The 18,478-nt window shown below is 72.6% G+C and carries 17 protein-coding genes and 1 pseudogene; 12 read left to right on the top strand and 6 right to left on the bottom strand.

Going from position 1 to position 18,478, the window contains the following annotated elements:
* The first annotated feature begins 123 nt into the window (after positions 1–123).
* Complete coding sequence (locus tag P3T27_RS01725; RefSeq protein ID WP_280673867.1) at positions 124–1,698, top strand: glycosyltransferase 87 family protein; 1,575 nt, start codon at positions 124–126, stop codon at positions 1,696–1,698.
* A 3-nt stretch (positions 1,699–1,701) separates the two neighbouring features.
* Here the strand turns inward: P3T27_RS01725 and P3T27_RS01720 are convergent, their stop codons facing one another.
* The 3 genes from P3T27_RS01720 to P3T27_RS01710 form a co-directional block, all read right to left on the bottom strand.
* Positions 1,702–2,736, bottom strand: coding sequence for an alanine racemase (locus P3T27_RS01720; RefSeq protein ID WP_280673865.1), 1,035 nt, complete (start codon positions 2,734–2,736; stop codon positions 1,702–1,704).
* Between the two features lie 13 nt (positions 2,737–2,749).
* Positions 2,750–3,868, bottom strand: a complete 1,119-nt coding sequence (locus tag P3T27_RS01715; protein ID WP_280673863.1) for a peptidoglycan bridge formation glycyltransferase FemA/FemB family protein — start codon at positions 3,866–3,868, stop codon at positions 2,750–2,752.
* Positions 3,869–4,080: 212 nt separating this feature from the next.
* Complete coding sequence (locus P3T27_RS01710) at positions 4,081–4,380, bottom strand: hypothetical protein (protein WP_280673861.1); 300 nt, start codon at positions 4,378–4,380, stop codon at positions 4,081–4,083.
* A gap of 316 nt (positions 4,381–4,696) precedes the next feature.
* Here P3T27_RS01710 and rpsF point away from each other — a divergent pair, with 316 nt between their 5' ends.
* From rpsF to rplI, 4 genes are all read left to right on the top strand, one after another.
* Complete coding sequence (gene rpsF, locus P3T27_RS01705; RefSeq protein WP_063348486.1) at positions 4,697–4,987, top strand: 30S ribosomal protein S6; 291 nt, start codon at positions 4,697–4,699, stop codon at positions 4,985–4,987.
* A 96-nt stretch (positions 4,988–5,083) separates the two neighbouring features.
* Positions 5,084–5,698, top strand: a complete 615-nt coding sequence (locus P3T27_RS01700) for a single-stranded DNA-binding protein (RefSeq protein WP_280673858.1) — start codon at positions 5,084–5,086, stop codon at positions 5,696–5,698.
* A gap of 79 nt (positions 5,699–5,777) precedes the next feature.
* Positions 5,778–6,014: a 30S ribosomal protein S18 gene (rpsR, locus tag P3T27_RS01695; protein WP_030304537.1), complete on the top strand. Its 237-nt coding sequence runs from the start codon at positions 5,778–5,780 to the stop codon at positions 6,012–6,014.
* A gap of 17 nt (positions 6,015–6,031) precedes the next feature.
* Entirely contained in the window at positions 6,032–6,478 is a 447-nt protein-coding gene (gene rplI, locus P3T27_RS01690) for a 50S ribosomal protein L9 (protein ID WP_280673856.1), read from the top strand.
* A 68-nt stretch (positions 6,479–6,546) separates the two neighbouring features.
* On the opposite strand, the gene P3T27_RS01685 is transcribed toward rplI, so the two are convergent.
* Positions 6,547–7,887, bottom strand: coding sequence for an MATE family efflux transporter (locus P3T27_RS01685; protein WP_280673853.1), 1,341 nt, complete (start codon positions 7,885–7,887; stop codon positions 6,547–6,549).
* Positions 7,888–8,339: 452 nt separating this feature from the next.
* Between P3T27_RS01685 and dnaB the strand changes: the two genes are divergently transcribed.
* Both dnaB and P3T27_RS01675 read left to right on the top strand, forming a co-directional pair.
* Complete coding sequence (gene dnaB, locus P3T27_RS01680) at positions 8,340–9,989, top strand: replicative DNA helicase (RefSeq protein WP_280673851.1); 1,650 nt, start codon at positions 8,340–8,342, stop codon at positions 9,987–9,989.
* A 115-nt stretch (positions 9,990–10,104) separates the two neighbouring features.
* On the top strand, positions 10,105–11,469 hold the full coding sequence (locus P3T27_RS01675; RefSeq protein ID WP_280673849.1) for an acyltransferase: 1,365 nt from the start codon (positions 10,105–10,107) through the stop codon (positions 11,467–11,469).
* 77 nt (positions 11,470–11,546) lie between these two features.
* Here the strand turns inward: P3T27_RS01675 and manA are convergent, their stop codons facing one another.
* Positions 11,547–12,737: a mannose-6-phosphate isomerase, class I gene (gene manA, locus P3T27_RS01670; protein ID WP_280673847.1), complete on the bottom strand. Its 1,191-nt coding sequence runs from the start codon at positions 12,735–12,737 to the stop codon at positions 11,547–11,549.
* Positions 12,738–13,065: 328 nt separating this feature from the next.
* On the opposite strand from manA, the gene P3T27_RS01665 reads away from it, so the two are divergent.
* Positions 13,066–13,830 (top strand): polyprenol monophosphomannose synthase, encoded by a 765-nt coding sequence (locus tag P3T27_RS01665; RefSeq protein WP_280673845.1) that lies wholly within the window; start codon positions 13,066–13,068, stop codon positions 13,828–13,830.
* 115 nt (positions 13,831–13,945) lie between these two features.
* Here the strand turns inward: P3T27_RS01665 and P3T27_RS01660 are convergent, their stop codons facing one another.
* The gene (locus P3T27_RS01660; RefSeq protein ID WP_280673843.1) at positions 13,946–14,341 is read right to left on the bottom strand and encodes a helix-turn-helix domain-containing protein; all 396 of its coding nucleotides are present in this window, start codon (positions 14,339–14,341) and stop codon (positions 13,946–13,948) included.
* 107 nt (positions 14,342–14,448) lie between these two features.
* Between P3T27_RS01660 and P3T27_RS01655 the strand changes: the two genes are divergently transcribed.
* The 4 genes and pseudogenes from P3T27_RS01655 (at position 14,449) to P3T27_RS01640 (ending at position 18,445) form a co-directional block, all read left to right on the top strand.
* A complete protein-coding gene (locus P3T27_RS01655; protein ID WP_280673841.1) occupies positions 14,449–15,084 on the top strand; it encodes an NAD(P)H-dependent oxidoreductase in 636 nt (211 codons plus the stop codon).
* A 122-nt stretch (positions 15,085–15,206) separates the two neighbouring features.
* On the top strand, positions 15,207–16,211 hold the full coding sequence (locus tag P3T27_RS01650; RefSeq protein ID WP_280673839.1) for an MBL fold metallo-hydrolase: 1,005 nt from the start codon (positions 15,207–15,209) through the stop codon (positions 16,209–16,211).
* A gap of 5 nt (positions 16,212–16,216) precedes the next feature.
* Positions 16,217–17,195: pseudogene (locus P3T27_RS01645) on the top strand (DUF6457 domain-containing protein).
* The gene (locus P3T27_RS01640; protein ID WP_280673837.1) at positions 17,192–18,445 is read left to right on the top strand and encodes a molybdopterin molybdotransferase MoeA; all 1,254 of its coding nucleotides are present in this window, start codon (positions 17,192–17,194) and stop codon (positions 18,443–18,445) included. The pseudogene P3T27_RS01645 and the gene P3T27_RS01640 overlap by 4 nt, the downstream one beginning before the upstream one ends.
* The last annotated feature ends 33 nt before the right edge of the window (positions 18,446–18,478 follow it).

Here is an 18,478-nt window from a genome sequence, read left to right as displayed (position 1 = left end):
GGCCCTCCCCGGAGGGCCGCCACCGCCGTTTCGTCATGATTCGCCGCACCCCGGGCGACGGGGGCCGGGCCCGTTGCGGGGGCCTCCTCGTCCTGGTGGGGCCGGTGCGGCAGGATGTCCGGCATGACGTCGAGCGATCGTGACGAATCCGCCGGCCCGGTCGGGCCAGGCGACGCCGCAGGGCCGGCGCCGACGGCCGTCGCCACGGCCGCGCCGCCGGTCAACACCGTGGTCGTCCCGGCCGACGAGGACCCGGTGGCGGCGGCCGGCAGCGAGGTGATCGGCGGCCCGCCGGGCCGCCGGGCGTTGCTGGGCGTCTCCTGGTGGATCCCGGCGCGCTTCCTGGCGCTGGCGGTGATCGTGGTCTCGGTGCTCGGCATGGTGCAGAAGGCGCCCTGCTACAACCAGGCCTGGTTCCAGCCGGGTTCGCCGCAGTACATCCACGCCTGCTACAGCGACATCCCGCACCTGTTCTCTGGCCGCGGCTTCTCGGCCGGGCTGCACCCGTACGTGGACCGCATCCCGGGCACCTCGGGGGATCTGCAGTACCTCGAATACCCGGTGCTGACCGGCCTGTTCATGCAGGTCGCGGCCTGGCTGACGCCCGGCGCCGGCACCCAGCAGGACCAGGAGCGCTGGTTCTGGGCGATCAACGCGGGGATGCTGATGGCCTGCGCGGTGGTGGCCGTGGTGGCGCTCTCGCGCACCCACCGCCGCCGCCCCTGGGACGCCCTGCTGTTCGCGCTCGCGCCCGTCCTGCTGCTGAACGGCACGGTCAACTGGGACCTGCTCGCGGTCGCGCTGGCCGCCGTGGCGATGGCCTGGTGGGCCGGCTCCCGGCCCGGCTGGGCGGGCGTCTTCATCGGCCTGGCCACCGCGGCCAAGCTCTATCCGGTGCTGCTGATCGGCCCGCTGCTGGTGCTCTGCTGGCGGGCCGGGAAGTGGCGCGAGTTCCGGGTGATGCTGGGCGGCGCGGTCGGCGCCTGGCTGCTGGTCAACCTGCCGATCATGGCGGCCAACTGGCAGGGCTGGTCGACCTTCTACGTCTTCAGCAAGCACCGCGCCGAGGACTACGGCTCGTTCTGGCTGATCCTGATGCAGGCCCGGGGCACGGGACTGGCCGACCTCGACCTCTACATCGGCGTGCTGATGGTGCTGGGCTGCCTGGCCATAGCGTGGCTCGCCCTCTCGGCGCCCCGCCGCCCGCGCTTCGCGCAGCTGGCCTTCCTGGTGGTCGCCCTGTTCGTGCTGGTCAACAAGGTGTACTCGCCGCAGTACGCGCTCTGGCTGTTGCCGCTCGCGGTGCTGGCCCGGCCGCGCTGGCGGGACTTCCTGGTCTGGCAGGCCTGCGAGGTGCTGTACACCCTGGGCATCTGGTCCCACCTGGGCTTCGTCACCGGGACCAAGCAGCACGGGATCGGCGAGTCCTGGTACCACTTCGCGGTCGTGCTGCACCTGCTGGGGACGCTCTACCTGGTCGCCCTGGTGGTCCGTGACGTCCTGCTGCCGGACCGCGACCCGGTGCGCCTGGACGGCAGCGACGACCCGTCCGGCGGGGTGCTCGACCGGGCCCCGGACGTGTTCGTGGTCGGCGCCGCCCGGGCGCTGCGCGAGGAGGAGAGCTACGCCGGATACGCGCCGGCCGGCTCCGAGCAGTGGCTGAACGAGCCCGAACTGTCGGAGCCGGCCGAGAAGTAGCTGTTAGCGGTCCACCACGCGGTCGAAGTGCGTGGTGGTGTGCCGCACCTGGAGGCCGAGCTCGTCGCCGATCGCGGGGGGCTTGGTCTCCCCGTCCAGGAACAGCAGCGAGACCTGCATGTGCGGCGGCTCGGCGAACCAGAGCTGCTTGCCGGCCCAGTGGAACGGCGACTTGGTCTTGTTGACGGTCGCCAGGCCGGCCCGGGCGATGCCCTTGGCCCGCGAGGCCATGCTCTGGACGTACTTGGGCGCCTCCAGGCCGATGCCGTGCGCGGTGCCGCCGGCCACCACCACGATGTGGCCGTCGGACGGCGCCGGGTGCTGGCGGTAGCCGTAGCGGTCGCCCTTCTTCACCGGGGTGACGTCCAGGACCGTGGCCCGGACCTCCAGCGCGCCGTGGTCGCCCAGCCAGAGCCGGGTGCCGATCCGGGCCCGGAAGACGATGTCCGGGTAGCGCTGGGCCAGCTGCTCCATGCCGGCCGCGCCGAGGTGGCTGACGTACACGGTGTGCACCGGCACCCCGGCCGCCCGGGCGGTGTCCACCCAGTGGGCGACCTCCTCGACCGGGCTGGAGCCGTCCGGCCGGTCCATCGGCAGGTGCAGCGCCAGGCCCTCGAAGGCGACGCCGTCCAGCTCGGCGGCGACCGCCGGGAGGTCGGCGGCGCTCACCCCGTGGCGGCGCATGGAGGTCATGCACTCCACCACCACCCGGGCGCCGTGCAGCGCCCGCAGCGAGTCCAGGTTCGCCACCGTCCGGATCACCCGGGCGTGCGGCAGCGGCAGCGCCTCCTCACCGACCCGGTACGGGGTGAGCACCAGCAGCTCGCCGCCGTACCACTCGGCGGCGTCGGCGGCTTCGTACGCGGTGCCGACGGCCAGCACCCCGGTGCCGAGCAGCGTCGCCTCCTCGGCCAGCCGGTGGTTGCCCAGGCCGTAGCCGTTCCCCTTGGCGACCGGCACCAGGCCGGGGAACTCGGCGAGGACGGATCGCTGGTGGGTGCGCCAGCGTTCGGTGTCGAGGTAGAGGGACAGCGTCATCGGGGCAGCCTCCTCAGCGGCGGGACATGTAGAGGTCGAGGGCCTTGTGCAGCAGCTTGTTGAGCGGGAAGTCCCACTCGCCGAGGTACTCGGCCGCCTGGCCGCCGGTGCCGACCTTGAACTGGATCAGGCCGAACAGGTGGTCGTTCTCGTCCAGGGTGTCGCTGATGCCGCGCAGGTCGTACACTCCGCCGCCGAGCGCGTAGGAGTCGCGCATCATCCGCCACTGGATCGCGTTGGACGGCTTGACCTCGCGCTTGTGGTTGGCCGAGGCGCCGTAGGAGTACCAGACGTGCTCGCCGACCACCAGCATCGTGGTCGCGGCCAGCGGCTCGCCCTCGTGGTAGGCGATGTAGAGCCGCATGCGGTTCTGGTCCTCGGCGGTGAGGGCCTTCCACATCCGCTGGAAGTAGGCCAGTGGGCGCGGGGTGAACTTGTCGCGCTCGGCGGTCACCAGGTAGAGCTGGTGGAAGATCGGCAGCTCGTCGTAGCCGCCCTGGTACACCTCGACGCCGCTCTTCTCGGCCTTCTTGATGTTGCGGCGCCAGAGCTGGTTGAAGCCCTTCTGGATGTCGTCCAGCGAGCGGTTGGCCAGCGGCACCTGGAAGACGTAGCGGGGCTGGACGTCACCGAAGCCGGCGCCGCCGTCCTCGCCCTGCAGCCAGCCGGACTTGCGCAGCCGGTCGGCCACCTCGAAGGCGCGCGCCTCGTACCAGTCGGCCTCGACGTCGCGCAGGCGCTTGGCCTGCTTGGCGGCGATGGCCTCCTTGATGGTCGGGGCGTTCCAGCGGCGGATGACGACGGGCGGGCCCATCTTCACGGAGAAGGCGCCCTGCGACTTCAGGTGCGCCAGCATCGGGGAGAGCCAGCGGTCGAGGTCCCGGTCGAACCAGTCGATGACCGGGCCCTCGGGCAGGTAGGCGAGGTAGCGCTTGAGCTTCGGCAGCTGGCGGTAGAGCACCAGGCCGGCGCCGACGAGCTGGTTGGCGTCGTCGAACCAGCCGATCGACTCCGAGCGCCACTCGGCCTTCACGTCGCCCCACGACGGCACCTGCATGTGGCTGGCCGAGGCACGGCTCCTGATGAAGGCGAGGTGCTCCTCGCGGGTGATCGTCCTCAGGCGCAGGCTCATTGCTCGGTGCTCCTCGTCGGTCGGGCTGCGGTGGGCCCCAGGTTCTCGGGCTGACCCTATCGTCCGGGGCCCGGGCACCCGCCGCTGCGGGCGCGACGGCGCCCCCGTCGCGTACCTGTCTTCTTGCAGATACGTCACGGGGGCGCCGAGGGTTCCGTGCGGGCGGTCCGGTGGGGCCGTCCGACCGGAGCGCAGCGGTCCGGCGGGGCGGCTCAGCCCCAGAGGCCGCCGCGGGCGACGCCGAGGTAGAAGCCGACGGCGGAGGCGCCGAGCGTGATCATCAGCACGAAGCGCTCGGCCGTGGTGACCGAGACGAACATGCCGAGCAGCCCCGTGATGATCCCGAACAGGCCGGTCCACGAGGTCAGCACGTGCAGGTTGTGGAAGAACGAGGTGGTGAAGGCGATCACGCCCAGCACGGCGGTGAGGCCGACCAGGGCGTTCTCCCGGGGGTGCGGGTGGCCGTCGGTGTTCAGTGTGAGCGCGGGCATGCGATGGACGGACTGGGCCATGAGTCCCACCTCCTGGCGTGGAGACGAACGGGCAGGAATCCCGTTCCGTCCAGATTGCGGCGGTTGGGCCGGTCTCACAACCCCTATGCGTTTTGTTCGGCCGTACGGGTGCGGGTAGGCTGTGCCCTCTGCACTGGTGTAGTTGTGCCCCCTTGCGCCCTCTTCCGGGCGACCGCCCCACCGGGTGAGTGGGGGCCGACTGTCGGACCCGGCCGCTACGGTGGGCCGGTGTCGTCACTGCTCCGGTGCCGACGCTGCACAACCCTCCTGCCACGGAGAGACCGTGGCCGTTGAGTCCAAAGGAGGTGGGTTACCCATGCGTCACTACGAGGTGATGGTCATCCTCGACCCCTCGGTCGAGGAGCGCGCTGTCTCCCCCCTGATCGAGAACTTCCTCACCGTCGTCCGCAACGCGGGCGGCAAGGTGGAGAAGGTCGACACCTGGGGTCGTCGCCGTCTGGCTTACGAGATCAACAAGCAGTCCGAGGGCATCTACTCGGTCATCGACCTCAAGGCCACGCCTGAGGTCGTCAAGGAGCTCGACCGCCAGATGGGCCTGAGCGAGTCGGTTCTGCGGACCAAGGTCCTGCGCCCGGACACCCACTGAGCCACCTCTGAGGCCTTCGGGTCTCGGGTAGCTCGCGACCGCTGTTTCACGTGAAACAGCGGTGAACGGACATCTTCCCGAGAGGTCATCACCACCATGGCAGGCGAGACCGTCATCACCCTCGTCGGCAATCTCGTCGACGACCCCGAGCTGCGCTTCACCCCGTCGGGTGCGGCGGTCGCGAAGTTCCGTATCGCGTCCACCCCCCGCACCTTCGACCGTCAGACGAACGAGTGGAAGGACGGCGAGAGCCTCTTCCTCACGTGCAACGTCTGGCGGCAGCCGGCGGAGAACGTGGCCGAGTCGCTGCAGCGCGGCATGCGCGTCATCGTGCAGGGCCGACTGCGCCAGCGGTCTTACGAGACCAAGGAAGGCGAGAAGCGGACGGTCTTCGAGGTCGAGGTCGACGAGGTCGGCCCGAGCCTGCGTTCGGCGACCGCCAAGGTCACCCGGGCCAACCGGTCCGGCGGCCCCGGTGGCGGCTTCGGCGGCCAGCAGGGCGGCGGCGCCGGCCAGCAGGGCGGCTGGGGCGGCGGCGGTGGCGGCCAGCAGGGCGGCGGCAGCTGGGGTGGAAACTCCGGCGGCGGCCAGTCCGGCCCCTCCGACGACCCGTGGGCGTCCAGCACTCCCTCCGGCGGCCAGCAGGGCGGCGGTGGCGGTGGCTGGGGTGCCCCGTCCGGTGGCGGCTTCTCGGAAGAGCCCCCGTTCTAAGAGCTGACAGATTTCGTGCGGCCCGGCCGCCGGCGTCGAAGGACGCCCGCCGGGCCGTGAACCCCAAATGGAGCACACAATGGCGAAGCCGCCTGCTCGCAAGCCGAAGAAGAAGGTTTGCGTCTTCTGCAAGGACAAGGTCAACTACGTTGACTACAAGGACACGAACCTGCTGCGGAAGTTCATCTCCGACCGTGGCAAGATCCGTGCCCGCCGGGTCACCGGCAACTGCACCCAGCACCAGCGTGACGTCGCCACGGCCGTGAAGAACAGCCGTGAGATGGCGCTGCTGCCCTACACCAGCACCGCGCGCTAAGAGAGGGTGACCAAGTAATGAAGATCATCCTCACGCACGAGGTGCCGGGTCTCGGCTCCGCCGGCGAGGTCGTCGAGGTCAAGGACGGCTACGCCCGCAACTACCTGGTCCCGCGTGGCTTCGCCATCCGCTGGACCAAGGGTGGCCAGAAGGACGTCGACGCCATCCGTCGCGCCCGCAAGATCCACGAGATCCAGACCCTTGAGGCCGCCAACGAGGTCAAGGGCAAGCTCGAGGGCGTCCAGGTCAAGCTGGCCGTTCGCTCGGGTGACGCCGGCCGTCTGTTCGGTTCGGTGACCCAGGCCGACGTCGTGGAGGCCATCAAGGCCGCCGGCGGCCCGGCCGTGGACAAGCGCGCCGTCGCGATCGGCTCGCCGATCAAGACCGTGGGCACCCACAAGGTCTCGGTCAAGCTGCACGCCGACGTCCAGGCCAACCTCGACGTCGCCGTCGTCGCTGCCTGAGTTCCGTAGCAGTGGCCTGAGGGCCGGGCTCCTCCGGGAGCCCGGCCCTCGGTCGTGCTCCGGGGCCCTCAGCTCCGGACGGCCCCGGTGACCAGCCAGCGGCCGCCGCGGGCCCGTCCGACCAGGAAGGCCGCGCGGACCAGCATGAACAGGTTCATCGCCCACCACAGCCCGGCCAGCCCGGTGCCGGTGGTCGGCACCGCGAAGGCCGCCGGGATGAACACCGCCAGGGTCGCGAGCGCGGCCCAGGCCAGGTAGGGGCCGTCCCCGGCGCCCATCAGCACCCCGTCCAGCACGAAGACCAGTCCGGCGACCGGCTGGCTGAGCGCGAGCAGCAGCAGGGCGGTGTCCAGCTGCCCCTGCACCGCCGGATCGGGCGTGAACAGCGGGACGTACAGCGGGCGCGCGACCACCACCAGCAGGCCGAGCAGCACGCCCGAGCCGATGCCCCACTCGACCATCCGGCGGGTGGCGGCCCTGGCGCCCGGGGCGTCCGAGGCGCCCAGGTAGCGGCCGATGATCGCCTGGCCGGCGATCGCGATGGCGTCCAGGGCGAAGGCCAGGAAGCTGAACAGCGTCATGGTGATCTGGTGCGCGGCCACCTGGTCGTCGCCCAGCCGGGCGGCCACCGCGGTGGCGATCATCAGCACCGCGCGCAGGCTGACCGTCCGGACCAGCAGCGGACCGCCCGCCTTCGCACTGGCCCGGATGCCGGCCGTGTCCGGCCGCAGCGAGGCGTGCTCACGCCGTGCCCCGCGCACCACCACGACCAGGTAGACGGCGGCCATCCCGGTCTGCGCCAGCACGGTGCCCCAGGCCGAGCCGGCCACCCCGAGCCCGGCGCCGTACACCAGGCCGGCGTTCAGGCCGATGTTGGCGGTGAAGCCCGCGATCGCCACCAGCAGCGGCGTGCGGGTGTCCTGGAGTCCGCGCAGCACTCCGGTGGCGGCCATCACCATGAGCATCGCGGGGATGCCCAGGGAGCTGATCCGCAGATACGTCACTGCATAGGGGGCGGCGGTCTGCGAGGCGCCCAGGACGTCGGCCGCCCAGGGGGCCAGCAGCAGGGTGAGCAGCACCACCGGGACGGCCAGGCCGAGGGCGAGCCAGATGCCGTCGACGCCCTGCTGGACGGCGCCCCGGCGGTCCCCGGCGCCGATCCGGCGGGCCACCGCGGCGGTGGTGGCGTAGGCGAGGAAGACGAACACGCCGGTCGCGGTGGAGAGCGCGGCGGCGGCGACGCCCACGCCGGCCAGCTGCGGGGTGCCGAGGTGGCCGACGATCGCCGAGTCGGCCATCAGGAAGAGCGGCTCGGCGACCAGCGCTCCGAAGGCCGGAACGGCCAGCGCGAGGATCTCCCGGTCGTGCCGGCGTCTGGCGGGGGTCGGGGCTGCGGGAGAGGCGGTCATGGGCTCCAGGCTACTCATCCACAGGTAATGACTGCTAGGGGCATCTGGTCATTACTCGAATTCTTGAGCGACGCACTCGGCCCGCTGTGCGCCCACAGTCACCCGGCGGCGTGTGAAGAATTTCTCATGCACAGGCCCGGTAAGAGGTAATACCTGGTCAGTGGGTTGACGGTGGACGGATGGTCTGGTTATCCACAGGACCTTCCACAGGGGTGTCCACAGCTTTGCGGCACTTCTCCACAGCCCAGGGCCGCTCGTCCACACCCCCTGTGGATAACCGTCTTGGCTGAACGGCTCCCGGCGCCTTAGCGTGGGCCCTCCGCCCGACACTCCCGCCCGCCCCGGCGTCCGATTTGTCGGTGCCGTGGCGTACAAAGAGGAGCGGCTCCGTTCCACCCAGCCACCGGCAAGGCCCGCTCCAACTCGCACCACTCGCTGATCGGGGAACACGCGTGACCGGCCCCCAGTACGACGACCACGACGCCCCGCCGCCGGAGGAGGAGTGGCAGACCGCCGAGGACCCCTTCCCGGCCGGCGCCTTCGACGACGCGCCCTTCCCGGACGGGCCCGGCGACCGGCTCCCGGTCTCCCGCGGCCGTGCCGGCCAGAACGGTGGCCAGGGTGGCGGCCAGGGTGGCGGAGGCCGCGAGGGCGGCTTCCAGAAGGGCGGCTCCCAGGGCGGCAAGGGCGGCCGGAACGGCTCCCAGCGCGACGGTTCGCAGCGTGAGGGCGGCTGGCAGCGCCGGGGCGACGACGAGGGCCAGGGCGGTGTGGACGGCTTCGAGCGGGTCCCCCCGCAGGACCTCGCCGCCGAGCAGTCCGTCCTCGGCGGCATGCTGCTGTCCAAGGACGCCATCGCCGACGTGGTCGAGGTGCTCAAGCCGGCCGACTACTACCGGCCCGCGCACGAGATGGTCCACGGCGCGATCCTCGACCTGTACGCCCGCGGGGAGCCGGCCGACCCGATCACCGTGGCCGGCGAGCTGACCAAGCGCGGCGAACTGCAGCGCGTCGGCGGCGCCTCCTACCTGCACACCCTGGTCAACTCCGTCCCGACCGCCGCCAACGCCGAGTACTACGCCCAGATCGTCCACGAGCGCGCGGTCCTGCGCCGGCTGGTCGAGGCCGGCACCCGGATCGCCGGCATGGGCTACGCGGCCGAGGGTGACGTGGACGAGATCGTCAACGCCGCCCAGGCGGAGATCTACGCCGTCACCGAGCAGCGCACCAACGAGGACTACGCGCCGCTCGCCGACATCATGGAGGGCGCCCTCGACGAGATCGAGGCCATCGGCTCCCGCAACGGCCAGATGTCCGGCGTCCCGACCGGCTTCGCCGACTTCGACCAGCTCACCAACGGCCTCCACCCCGGCCAGATGATCGTCATCGCGGCCCGCCCCGCGATGGGCAAGTCGACCCTGGCGCTGGACTTCGCCCGCGCCTGCTCGATCCAGCACAAGCTGCCGAGCGTGATCTTCTCGCTCGAAATGGGCCGCAACGAGATCGCCATGCGCCTGCTGTCCGCCGAGGCCAGGGTCGCGCTGCACCACATGCGCTCCGGGAACATGACGGACGACGACTGGACCCGGGTCGCCCGCCGGATGCCCGACGTCAGCGAGGCGCCGCTGTTCATCGACGACTCCCCGAACCTGTCGATGATGGAGATCCGGGCCAAGTGCCGCCGGCTCAAGCAGCGCAACGACATCAAGCTGGTCGTCATCGACTACCTCCAGCTGATGCAGTCCGGCGGCTCCCGCCGGGCCGAGAACCGCCAGCAGGAGGTCTCCGACATGTCGCGAAACCTGAAGCTGCTGGCCAAGGAGCTGGAAGTCCCGGTCATCGCGCTCTCCCAGCTGAACCGTGGCCCCGAGCAGCGCACCGACAAGCGGCCGATGGTCTCCGACCTGCGCGAGTCCGGCTCGATCGAGCAGGACGCCGACATGGTCATCCTGCTCCACCGCGAGGACGCCTATGAGAAGGAGTCCCCGCGCGCCGGCGAGGCCGACCTGATCGTCGCCAAGCACCGTAACGGCCCCACCGCCACCATCACGGTGGCCTTCCAGGGCCACTACTCCCGCTTCGTCGACATGACCCGCGACTAGGGCCTGTTTTCACCCCCCGTCCTCCGCGCGGAGAACGGGCGGAGGACGGGCGAGACGTGGTGTGCGGGGCGCTTCGGGAACGATGGGCCGTCGGGTATGGACTACTGTCCCTGCGGTGAAGAAGATACGACTGTGGCCGTCCGGCAGAGCCGGTACCGCGCGCGCTACGGCCGCCGGATCCCGTCTCGGCTGGCTCGACGCCCTACGCGGCCTGGCCGCCCTCGTGGTGGCCTTGCATCACTTCGGCATCCTCGAAATGCTGCCGTTCGGTGGCGCGGTCTGGTCGCACTTCGATCTCGGCCTGTACGGCGTGATGGTGTTCTTCCTGGTCAGCGGCTACATCATCCCGGCCTCGCTGGAACGCCGGGGCGACGTACGGGCGTTCTGGGTGGGGCGGCTCTTCCGCATCTACCCGGCGCTGATCGCCACCTTCGTGGTTGCGATCATGATCCTGCCGGAGGGTGACGGCTCGGTCGCGCTGTTCCGCACCGGCCACAACCTGATCTCGCTGGTGGCCAACGCCACCATGCTCCAGGACATGCTGAACGTCGTGAACGGCATGGGCGTGACCTGGACGCTGACCTACGAGATGGTCTTCTACTTCCTGGTCACCGGCCTGTTCTCGGTGGGCTGGCATCGTCGCAGCAGCGTGATCGCGGTCGGCTTCGCGACGATCGGCCTGGTCTTCGGCGGCGTGCTCGCCGCCGACACCTTCGGCCACGACCTGGACTCCACCCGGCACCTGGTGCTGGCGGCGGCCCTGGTCGTGGTGATGGGCTTCGTCTGCATGCTCAGCGGCAACCCGGCGCTGACCAAGCTGGGCGGTCTGCTGGTGGGCTGCCTCGCCGCGGTGCTGCTGTTCACCAACAGCCGGGCACCCGGCTTCGAGACCATGCTGATCTTCGCGACGATGTTCGCCGGCACGGTGCTCTACCGCGCCGAGCACGGGCAGATCGACCGGACGCAGGCCTGGATCTGCTGCGGCTTCGTGATCGTCGCCGGGGTGGCCATGGGGTGGATGTACAACCGCAACGGCATGGAGAACTACACCTGGAACTCCGGCTGGATCGCCTGGTGCGCCTCCTACACCGGCGCCTGGGCGACCTTCCTGGGCGCGATGGCGCTGCGCAAGAAGCGCTTCCCGAAGGTGCTCACCTGGCTCGGTGCGGTCAGCTTCTCGGTGTACCTGCTGCACGTCCACCTGTTGCACACGATCGGCCCGCTGGTCGGCGTTCCGCCGCGGCCCACCGAGACCGGCGCCAAGGTGCTGTGGACGGTCGAGTTCCTGGCGGTGACGCTGGTGGCGGCCTATCTGATGTACCGGTTGGTGGAATTGCCCTTCCAGAAGCTCGGCAAGAAGGCTCTGAAGGCGCTCGAACGGATCGCGCCCGCTCCGGCGCCCGCGCCCGCGCCGGCGGTCGAGCAGGCCGGGCCCGCCGAGCCGAGGGTTCCCGTCGAGGCGGGCTCCCGGAGCGGCTGACCGGCCTCGCGACACGGCCAGGGCCCGTACCCCCACGAGGGGGCACGGGCCCTGGCCGGTTTCCGGGCGTGGTGCGGTCAGACGGTCACGGTGGCGCGGAAGAGGGTCGTGCCGGTGCCGGAGAGGCGGGTGGGGGTGCCGGTGGCGGGGAGGAAGGCCGACCGGCCGCGGGCGAGGTCCAGGGTGGTGCCGTCGGCGCCGGTGAGCCGGGCGGTGCCGGCGGTGCAGAGCAGGATCTGCGGGGTGCGGCCGTCGATCTCGCGGTCCCGGCCGTCCAGGGTGAAGCGGGAGAGCCGGAACTCGTCGATCGGGACGGGGTAGAGCTCCTCGCCGGGCGTGCCCTCGACGGCGGCCGGGTGCAGCACCTCGGGGGCGCCGGCCTCGAAGATCACGACCTTCAGCAGCTCGGGGACGTCGATGTGCTTGGGGGTGAGGCCGGCCCGCAGGACGTTGTCGGAGTTGGCCTGCAGCTCGACGCAGACGCCCGCCAGGTAGGCGTGCGGCACCCCGGCGCCCAGGTAGAGCGCCTCGCCGGCCCGCAGCCGGACGTGGTTGAGCAGCAGGCCTGCGATCAGGCCGCGGTCCTGCGCGAAGTCCTTGGCGATCCGGGCGTACGGCCCGTAGATCCCCTCCGGGTCGGTGCCGGCCAGTGCCTCGGCCGTCTCCCGGACGGTCTCCTCGGCGGCCGTCCCGTCCATGGTGAGGATGGCGGCCAGCGTGCCGCGCAGTGCCGCGGACTCGTCCTCGACGGCCAGCAGATCGATCAGCGGGGCGAGCCCGGGCACTGCGAGCCCGGCCATCAGCCCGGCCGCCTCGGCGGGCCGGCGGAACCCGCACAGGCCCTCGAACTCGCCCAGCGCGCAGACCATTTCGGGCTTGTGGTTGGCGTCGCGGTAGCTCCGCTCGGGGGCGTCCAGCGGGATGCCGAGGGCGTTCTCGGCGGCGAACCCGGCGCGGGCCTGGTCGAGCGTGGGGTGGGCCTGGATGGACAGCGGGATGCCCGCGGCCAGGACCTTGAAGAGGAACGGCAGGGTCGGGCCGAACCGGGCGACGGTCGCGGCGCCGAGTTCGCCCTCGGGGTCGGCGGCGATCAGCTCGTCCAGTCGGCGGGGCCCGTCGCCGCGGTCGGCGCGGGACGGGTCGCCGGGGTGGGCGCCCATCCACAGCTCGGCCTGCGGTTCGCCGGTCGGCTCCTGCCCGAGCAGGTCGGGCAGGGCGGTCAGCGACCCCCAGGCGTACGGGCGGACGGTGTTGACGAGCCTGTCCATGCGCGCGGTCCTACTCCTTCGCTGGGTGGCGGGTGTGCCGGATCGCCGGGCAACGGGACCGGCGGTGCGGGGGTCCGGGCACAGGCAAGGGCATCGACCCTAGCCGACCGGTGCCGCCACCGGGGAAACGGCCGGTGCCGGAGGGGAGTGCCCTGGCCGGACCGGTGGTTCCCGGGCGCGGTAGTAGGATGCCAGGACGCAGTAGTCTCCGCCCTGCGCAGCAGATTCCACCGTGGTCATCCCGTCGGCGGGCTGCCGGCGGAGCCGCGTTCCAGAGTGCGGGCGACGGTGTTCTGACACTCCCCGTCATCGGCCGAGAGGTTTGTACGTGACCGTGAACCAGCAGAGTTTTGCTGATCTCGGCAGGGTCCTGGTGATCATTCCGACCTACAACGAGGCGGAGAACGTCGAGCGGATCGTCGGCCGGGTGCGGGCCGCGGTGCCCGAGGCCCATGTGCTGGTCGCCGACGACAACAGCCCCGACGGCACCGGCGAGCTGGCCGACAAGCTGTCCGCCGAGGACCCGAACGTGCACGTCATGCACCGCAAGGGCAAGGAGGGCCTGGGCGCCGCCTACCTCGCGGGCTTCCGCTGGGGCATCGACAACGGCTACGACGTCCTGGTCGAGATGGACGCGGACGGCTCGCACCAGCCCGAGGAGCTGGACCGGCTGCTGGGCGCGCTGCGCGGCGCCGACCTGGTGCTGGGCTCGCGCTGGGTGCCGGGCGGCCGGGTGGTGAACTGGCCGAAGTCGCGGTTGCTGCTCTCCCGCGGCGGCTCGACCTACTCGCGGCTGATGCTGGGCGTGCCGATCCGGGACGTCACCGGCGGCTACCGGGCCTTCCGCAAGGAGACCCTGCAGGGCCTGGGCATGGACGAGGTCGCCTCGGCCGGGTACTGCTTCCAGGTCGACCTGGCCTGGCGCACGGTGAAGGCCGGGTTCAAGGTGGCCGAGGTGCCGATCACCTTCGTCGAGCGCGAGCTGGGCGCGTCCAAGATGAGCCGCAACATCGTGGTCGAGGCGCTGTGGCGGGTGACCGCCTGGGGCGTCGCCGACCGGCTGGCCCGCCTGCGTGGCGCCGCCCGGCGCTGAGCTTCCCGTACGCCCGGGGCCCGTCCGTTCTCGCAACGGACGGGCCCCGGGCGTTTGCGCGCTCGGACGCTCTCCGGGCGGCTTCGCGTGTGGTGCGCGCGCCTGCGCGGCAGGATCAGCAGCCGCCCGGGGGCAGCGGGCGCTCCGGCAGGTGGCGGTCGGCCCAGAGGGCGAGTTCGGTGAGCGAGGGCTTCAGCGCGATGCCGGCCTCGGTGAGGCGGTAGCTGACCCGCAGCGGCGGGCCGGCGTCGACCTCGCGCAGGACCAGCCCGGCGTCGGCGAGCTCGGTGAGCCGGTCGGAGAGCATCCGTTCGCTGATGCCGGGGATGGTGCGGCGCAGCTCGGAGAAGTAGGCCGGCCCGTGGCTGAGCACGGCGACCACGATGCCGGACCAGCGCTTGCCGAGCAGCGCGAAGACCCGGGTCAGGGCGGGGGAGGCGGCCGCACAGTGTCCCGTGGGCACACCGGGCGGGCCCTGGAGCCGGTCGGTCGCTAGCTCTTGCTCGGACATGGCTCCAGCGTACCCGACCCTTCCGTAGTGACTGCAGAAAAGTAAGCTGCTACGGTAGTTGCAGCTGCGGGGGAAAGAGCAGCTGCTAATCCTATGGAGGTTCCGTCATGCCCACGCTTCTGCACATCGACTCCTCCGCCGTCGCCGACGGCTCCGTCTCCCGCGAGGTCACCGCGGCCTTCCGGGCCGCCTGGCAGGCCGAGCACCCCGAGGGCACGGTCGTCTACCGCGACCTCGCCGTCGAGCAGGTGCCGCACCTGGACATCCACGGCATCTCCGCCTCGTACGTCCCGGCCGAGGGCCGCAGCGCCGAGCAGGCCGCCGCCTTCGCCCTGCGCGAGCAGCTGATGGCCGAGCTGGAGCAGGCCGACGCCGTCGTCATCGGCAGCCCGATGTACAACTTCACGATCCCGTCCAGCCTCAAGGCCTGGCTGGACCAGGTGATCCTGGTCGGCCGCACCGCCGGCGACGCCCCCTCCGCCAAGGGCACCCCGGTGACCGTCGTCGCCGCCCGCGGCGGCTCCTACGCGCCCGGCGCCCCGCGCGAGCCGTACGAGTTCGTCACCACCTACCTGGAGAAGGTGCTGACCGGCATGCTCGGGCTGGAGGTCGACTTCATCGTCCCCGAGTTCACCCTGGCGCCGATCGTCCCCGCGCTGTCCGACTTCGTGCCCCAGGCCGCCGAGTCCAAGGCCCAGGCGCTGGAGCAGGCCGCCCACCGGGCCAAGGTGGCGGCCGTCTGAGCCCCGATGTGACCTGAGCCGGAAGGCGCGCCCCGCCGGGCGCGCCTTCCGCGCGATCGGCCGCCGGTGCTCCCATGCTGTAGGGCGCAGGAGATCCGACCGCCGACCAGAGGGAGCAGCCAGTGACGTCGTCCCCGCCCGAGGAGGGCACCGGCGCGGAGCGTACGGACGCCGAGGCCGCCGCCCCGGCCGCCGGGCGGCCCGCCCGCCCGCTGGAGGTCGCCGTCTTCACCGGCCCCGAATCGGCCTTCTTCGCCACCTCCACCCTGATCCTCGGCGAGCAGACCGCGATCCTGGTCGACGCCCAGCTCACCCGCAGCGCCGGCCGCGAACTCGCCGAATGGGTGGCCGGCAAGGGCCGCCGACTGCTCGCCATCGTCGTCACCCACCAGCACCCCGACCACTACTTCGGCGCCGAGGAGGTGCTGAAGCTCTTCCCCGACGCCCGGCTGCTGGCCGCACCCGTCGTGGTGGACGGCATCCGGCGCACCGCCGCCGCCAAGGTCGCCCAGTGGAAGCCGGTCTACGGCGACGACATCCCGGACCACCCGCTGATCCCCGCCCCGCTGCTGCCGCAGCCGCTCATGCTCGACCGCCAGGTCATCCCGGTGCTGCTGCTCGGCCAGGGCGACTGCGGCGATTCGACGGTCGTCCACGTGCCGAGCATCCGGACCGTGATCGCCGGGGACTTCGCCTACAACGGCACCCACGTCTGGACCGCCGACACCACCCCGGCCCAGCGCACCACCTGGGGCCACAACCTCGGCCGGATCGCCGAGCTCGGCGTCGACCGGGTCATCGCCGGCCACCGCGCCCCCGAACAGGGCGACGAGGCCGCCCGGGTGCTCGCCTTCACCGGCGAGTACCTCCAGGACTTCGACCGGCTGCTGGCCGAGCACCCGGACGACCCGGAGGCGCTGGTCACCGCGATGAACGAGCGGTACGGGGAACTGACGCTGCCGGCCATCCTGGAACTGGGCGCCGCGGCCAACACCGGGCGGGCGGCGGAGGCCGCCGAGGAGCCCACGGAGTCCGAGGAGCACACGGGGTCCGAGGAGCCCGCGGAGTCCGAGGAGCACACGGGCTCCGAGGGCTCCGAGGGCTCCGAGAAGGGCGAAGCCGAGTAGGGCGGATACTGTCCGCATGACGCCGTACGACGTGATCGTCCCGGCGGGCGGGGCCGCCCGGCGCCTCGGCGGGACCGACAAACCCGGACTGACCGTGGGCGAGACCACCCTGCTCGACCGGGTGCTCGCCGCCTGCGCGGGCGCCCGCAGCACCGTCGTGGTCGGCCCCACCCGGCCGACCACGCACACCGGCGTCCGCTGGACCAGGGAGCAGCCGCCCGGGGGCGGGCCGGTAGCCGCCGTCGCGGCCGGGCTCGACCTGGTCACCGCGCCGACCGTGCTGCTCCTCGCCGCCGACCTGCCGTTCCTGGACCGGCGGACGGTCGACCGGTTGGCCACCGCCCTCGCCGAGGCCGGACCGGCCGTCGCCGCCGCCGTCCTGGTCGACGCCGGCGGGCGCGACCAGCCGCTCGCCGCCGCCTACCGCACCGCCCCGCTGCGCACCGCGCTGGCCGCCATCGGCGAACCGGCCGGCCTTCCGCTGCGCCGCCTCACCGGCGGCCTGGCCCGCCTGCTGGTGGCCGACACCGACAACGTCGCCTACGACTGCGACACCTGGGAGGACCTCGAACAGGCCCGGGAGCGCGACCGGTCCTAGCGCTTGCCAGGGCGTCTCAGGGCGCTCGCGCACGGCCCGGGCGGGAGCCCGGGCGGGAAACGACGCGCGCTGCACCTGGGGCGAACACCTCGGGGAAACCGCCGATCAGGCAGCATGGGCGCATGGAGCGCACGCTGGAAGACTGGATCGCCGAGGTGAGGGCCGACCTGGGCATCGACCTGGACGTCGACGTCCGGGGACTGCTCGACCTCACCCGGGTGGTCGCGCACGGAGTGGCCCGCCCGGCCGCACCGCTGACCGCCTTTCTGATCGGCTACGCGGCCGCCCAGCAGGGCGGCGGGCCGGAGGCCGTGGCCGAGGCCGCCCGTCGGACCGCCGCGCTCGCCGAGCGCTGGAGCGCCGCCGCCGGGCCGGGCGAGCCGTGAGCGCCGTCGGGCAGGTCACCGTGGCCGCCCCGCCCGCCGGGCCGGGCGTGCTGAGCTGGCCGCAGGCCCGCGAGGCCGCCCGCCGGGCCGGGCTGTGCCCGTTGCCCGCGATCGGGCTGCCGCTCGCCGAGACGCTCGGCCGCACCCTCGCCGAGCCGCTCACCGCGCTGACCGACCTGCCGGCCTTCGACACCTCCGCGATGGACGGCTGGGCGGTTGCCGGGCCCGGCCCCTGGCGGGTCGCCGGGCAGGTGCTGGCCGGCCGGGCCGAGGCCGCGCCGCTGGCCGACGGCAGGGCCGTCGAGATCGCCACCGGCGCCCAACTGCCGTCCGGCGCCACCGCCGTACTGCGCCGCGAGCACGGCTGGACGGACGGCACGCTGCTGCACGACCGCGGCCGCCAGCCGCTGACCACCGGCCAGGACGTCCGCCCGCGCGGCCAGGAGTGCCGCCGCGGCGAGGTGTTGCTGCCCGGTGGCCTCCCGGTCGGCCCGGCCGTGCTCGGGCTGGCCGCCGCCTGCGGCCACGACCGGCTCGCCGTCCGCCGCCGCCCGGTGGTCGAACTGTTCGTCCTCGGCGACGAGTTGCTCGCCTCGGGCGTCCCCGGGCCGGGCCTGGTCCGGGACGCGCTCGGGCCGCTGCTGCCGCCCTGGTTGCGGACGGCCGGCGCCGAGGTGGCCGAAGTCCGGTTCGTCCGGGACGACTTCGGGCTGCTCCGGGACGCACTGCGGCACTCCACCGCCGACGTCGTCGTCACCACCGGCGGAACGGCGGCCGGCCCGGTCGACTTCCTGCACCGGGCACTCGCCGAGGCCGGTGCCCGGCTCCTGGTGGACGGTGTGGCCGTCCGCCCCGGACACCCGATGCTGCTGGCCGAACTCCCGCCCACCGGACTCCCGTCGGCCGAGGCCTCCCCGGTCGGGCTCCCGGGCGGGCGGCACCTGGTGGGCCTGCCCGGCAACCCGCTGGCCGCCGTCGCCGGGGCGGTCACCCTCGCCCTGCCGCTGCTGCACGCCCGCAGCGGCCGGTCCGCCCCCGCGCCGGCCCTCGCGCCCGCCGCGGTCGGACTGCCCGGGCACCCGGTGGACACCCGGCTGCTGCCCGTCCGGCGCACCGCCGACGGCGTCGTGCCGCTCGCCTTCGACGGGCCCGCGATGCTGCGCGGCCTCGCCCGGGCCGAGGCGCTCGCCGTGGTCCCGCCCGGCGGCGCGGCGGCCGGCGAGCCCGTCGAACTGCTGGAGGCGCCGTGAACGGGCGAACCGTCGCGGCGCAGGTGTCGTGCG

It is taken from the genome of Kitasatospora sp. MAA19 (assembly GCF_029894125.1).
In the GTDB taxonomy this organism is placed as follows: Bacteria; Actinomycetota; Actinomycetes; order Streptomycetales; family Streptomycetaceae; genus Kitasatospora.
This window is presented reverse-complemented; position numbering and strand designations above follow the sequence as displayed.

Bases quoted from the DNA above. Each gene is read 5' to 3' on its own strand.
- P3T27_RS01725 (WP_280673867.1), top strand. From the start codon at position 124: ATGACGTCGAGCGATCGTGACGAATCCGCCGGCCCGGTCGGGCCAGGC.
- P3T27_RS01720 (WP_280673865.1), bottom strand. From the start codon at position 2,736: ATGACGCTGTCCCTCTACCTCGACACCGAACGCTGGCGCACCCACCAG.
- P3T27_RS01715 (WP_280673863.1), bottom strand. From the start codon at position 3,868: ATGAGCCTGCGCCTGAGGACGATCACCCGCGAGGAGCACCTCGCCTTC.
- P3T27_RS01710 (WP_280673861.1), bottom strand. From the start codon at position 4,380: ATGGCCCAGTCCGTCCATCGCATGCCCGCGCTCACACTGAACACCGAC.
- rpsF (WP_063348486.1), top strand. From the start codon at position 4,697: ATGCGTCACTACGAGGTGATGGTCATCCTCGACCCCTCGGTCGAGGAG.
- P3T27_RS01700 (WP_280673858.1), top strand. From the start codon at position 5,084: ATGGCAGGCGAGACCGTCATCACCCTCGTCGGCAATCTCGTCGACGAC.
- rpsR (WP_030304537.1), top strand. From the start codon at position 5,778: ATGGCGAAGCCGCCTGCTCGCAAGCCGAAGAAGAAGGTTTGCGTCTTC.
- rplI (WP_280673856.1), top strand. From the start codon at position 6,032: ATGAAGATCATCCTCACGCACGAGGTGCCGGGTCTCGGCTCCGCCGGC.
- P3T27_RS01685 (WP_280673853.1), bottom strand. From the start codon at position 7,887: ATGACCGCCTCTCCCGCAGCCCCGACCCCCGCCAGACGCCGGCACGAC.
- manA (WP_280673847.1), bottom strand. From the start codon at position 12,737: ATGGACAGGCTCGTCAACACCGTCCGCCCGTACGCCTGGGGGTCGCTG.
- P3T27_RS01660 (WP_280673843.1), bottom strand. From the start codon at position 14,341: ATGTCCGAGCAAGAGCTAGCGACCGACCGGCTCCAGGGCCCGCCCGGT.
- P3T27_RS01655 (WP_280673841.1), top strand. From the start codon at position 14,449: ATGCCCACGCTTCTGCACATCGACTCCTCCGCCGTCGCCGACGGCTCC.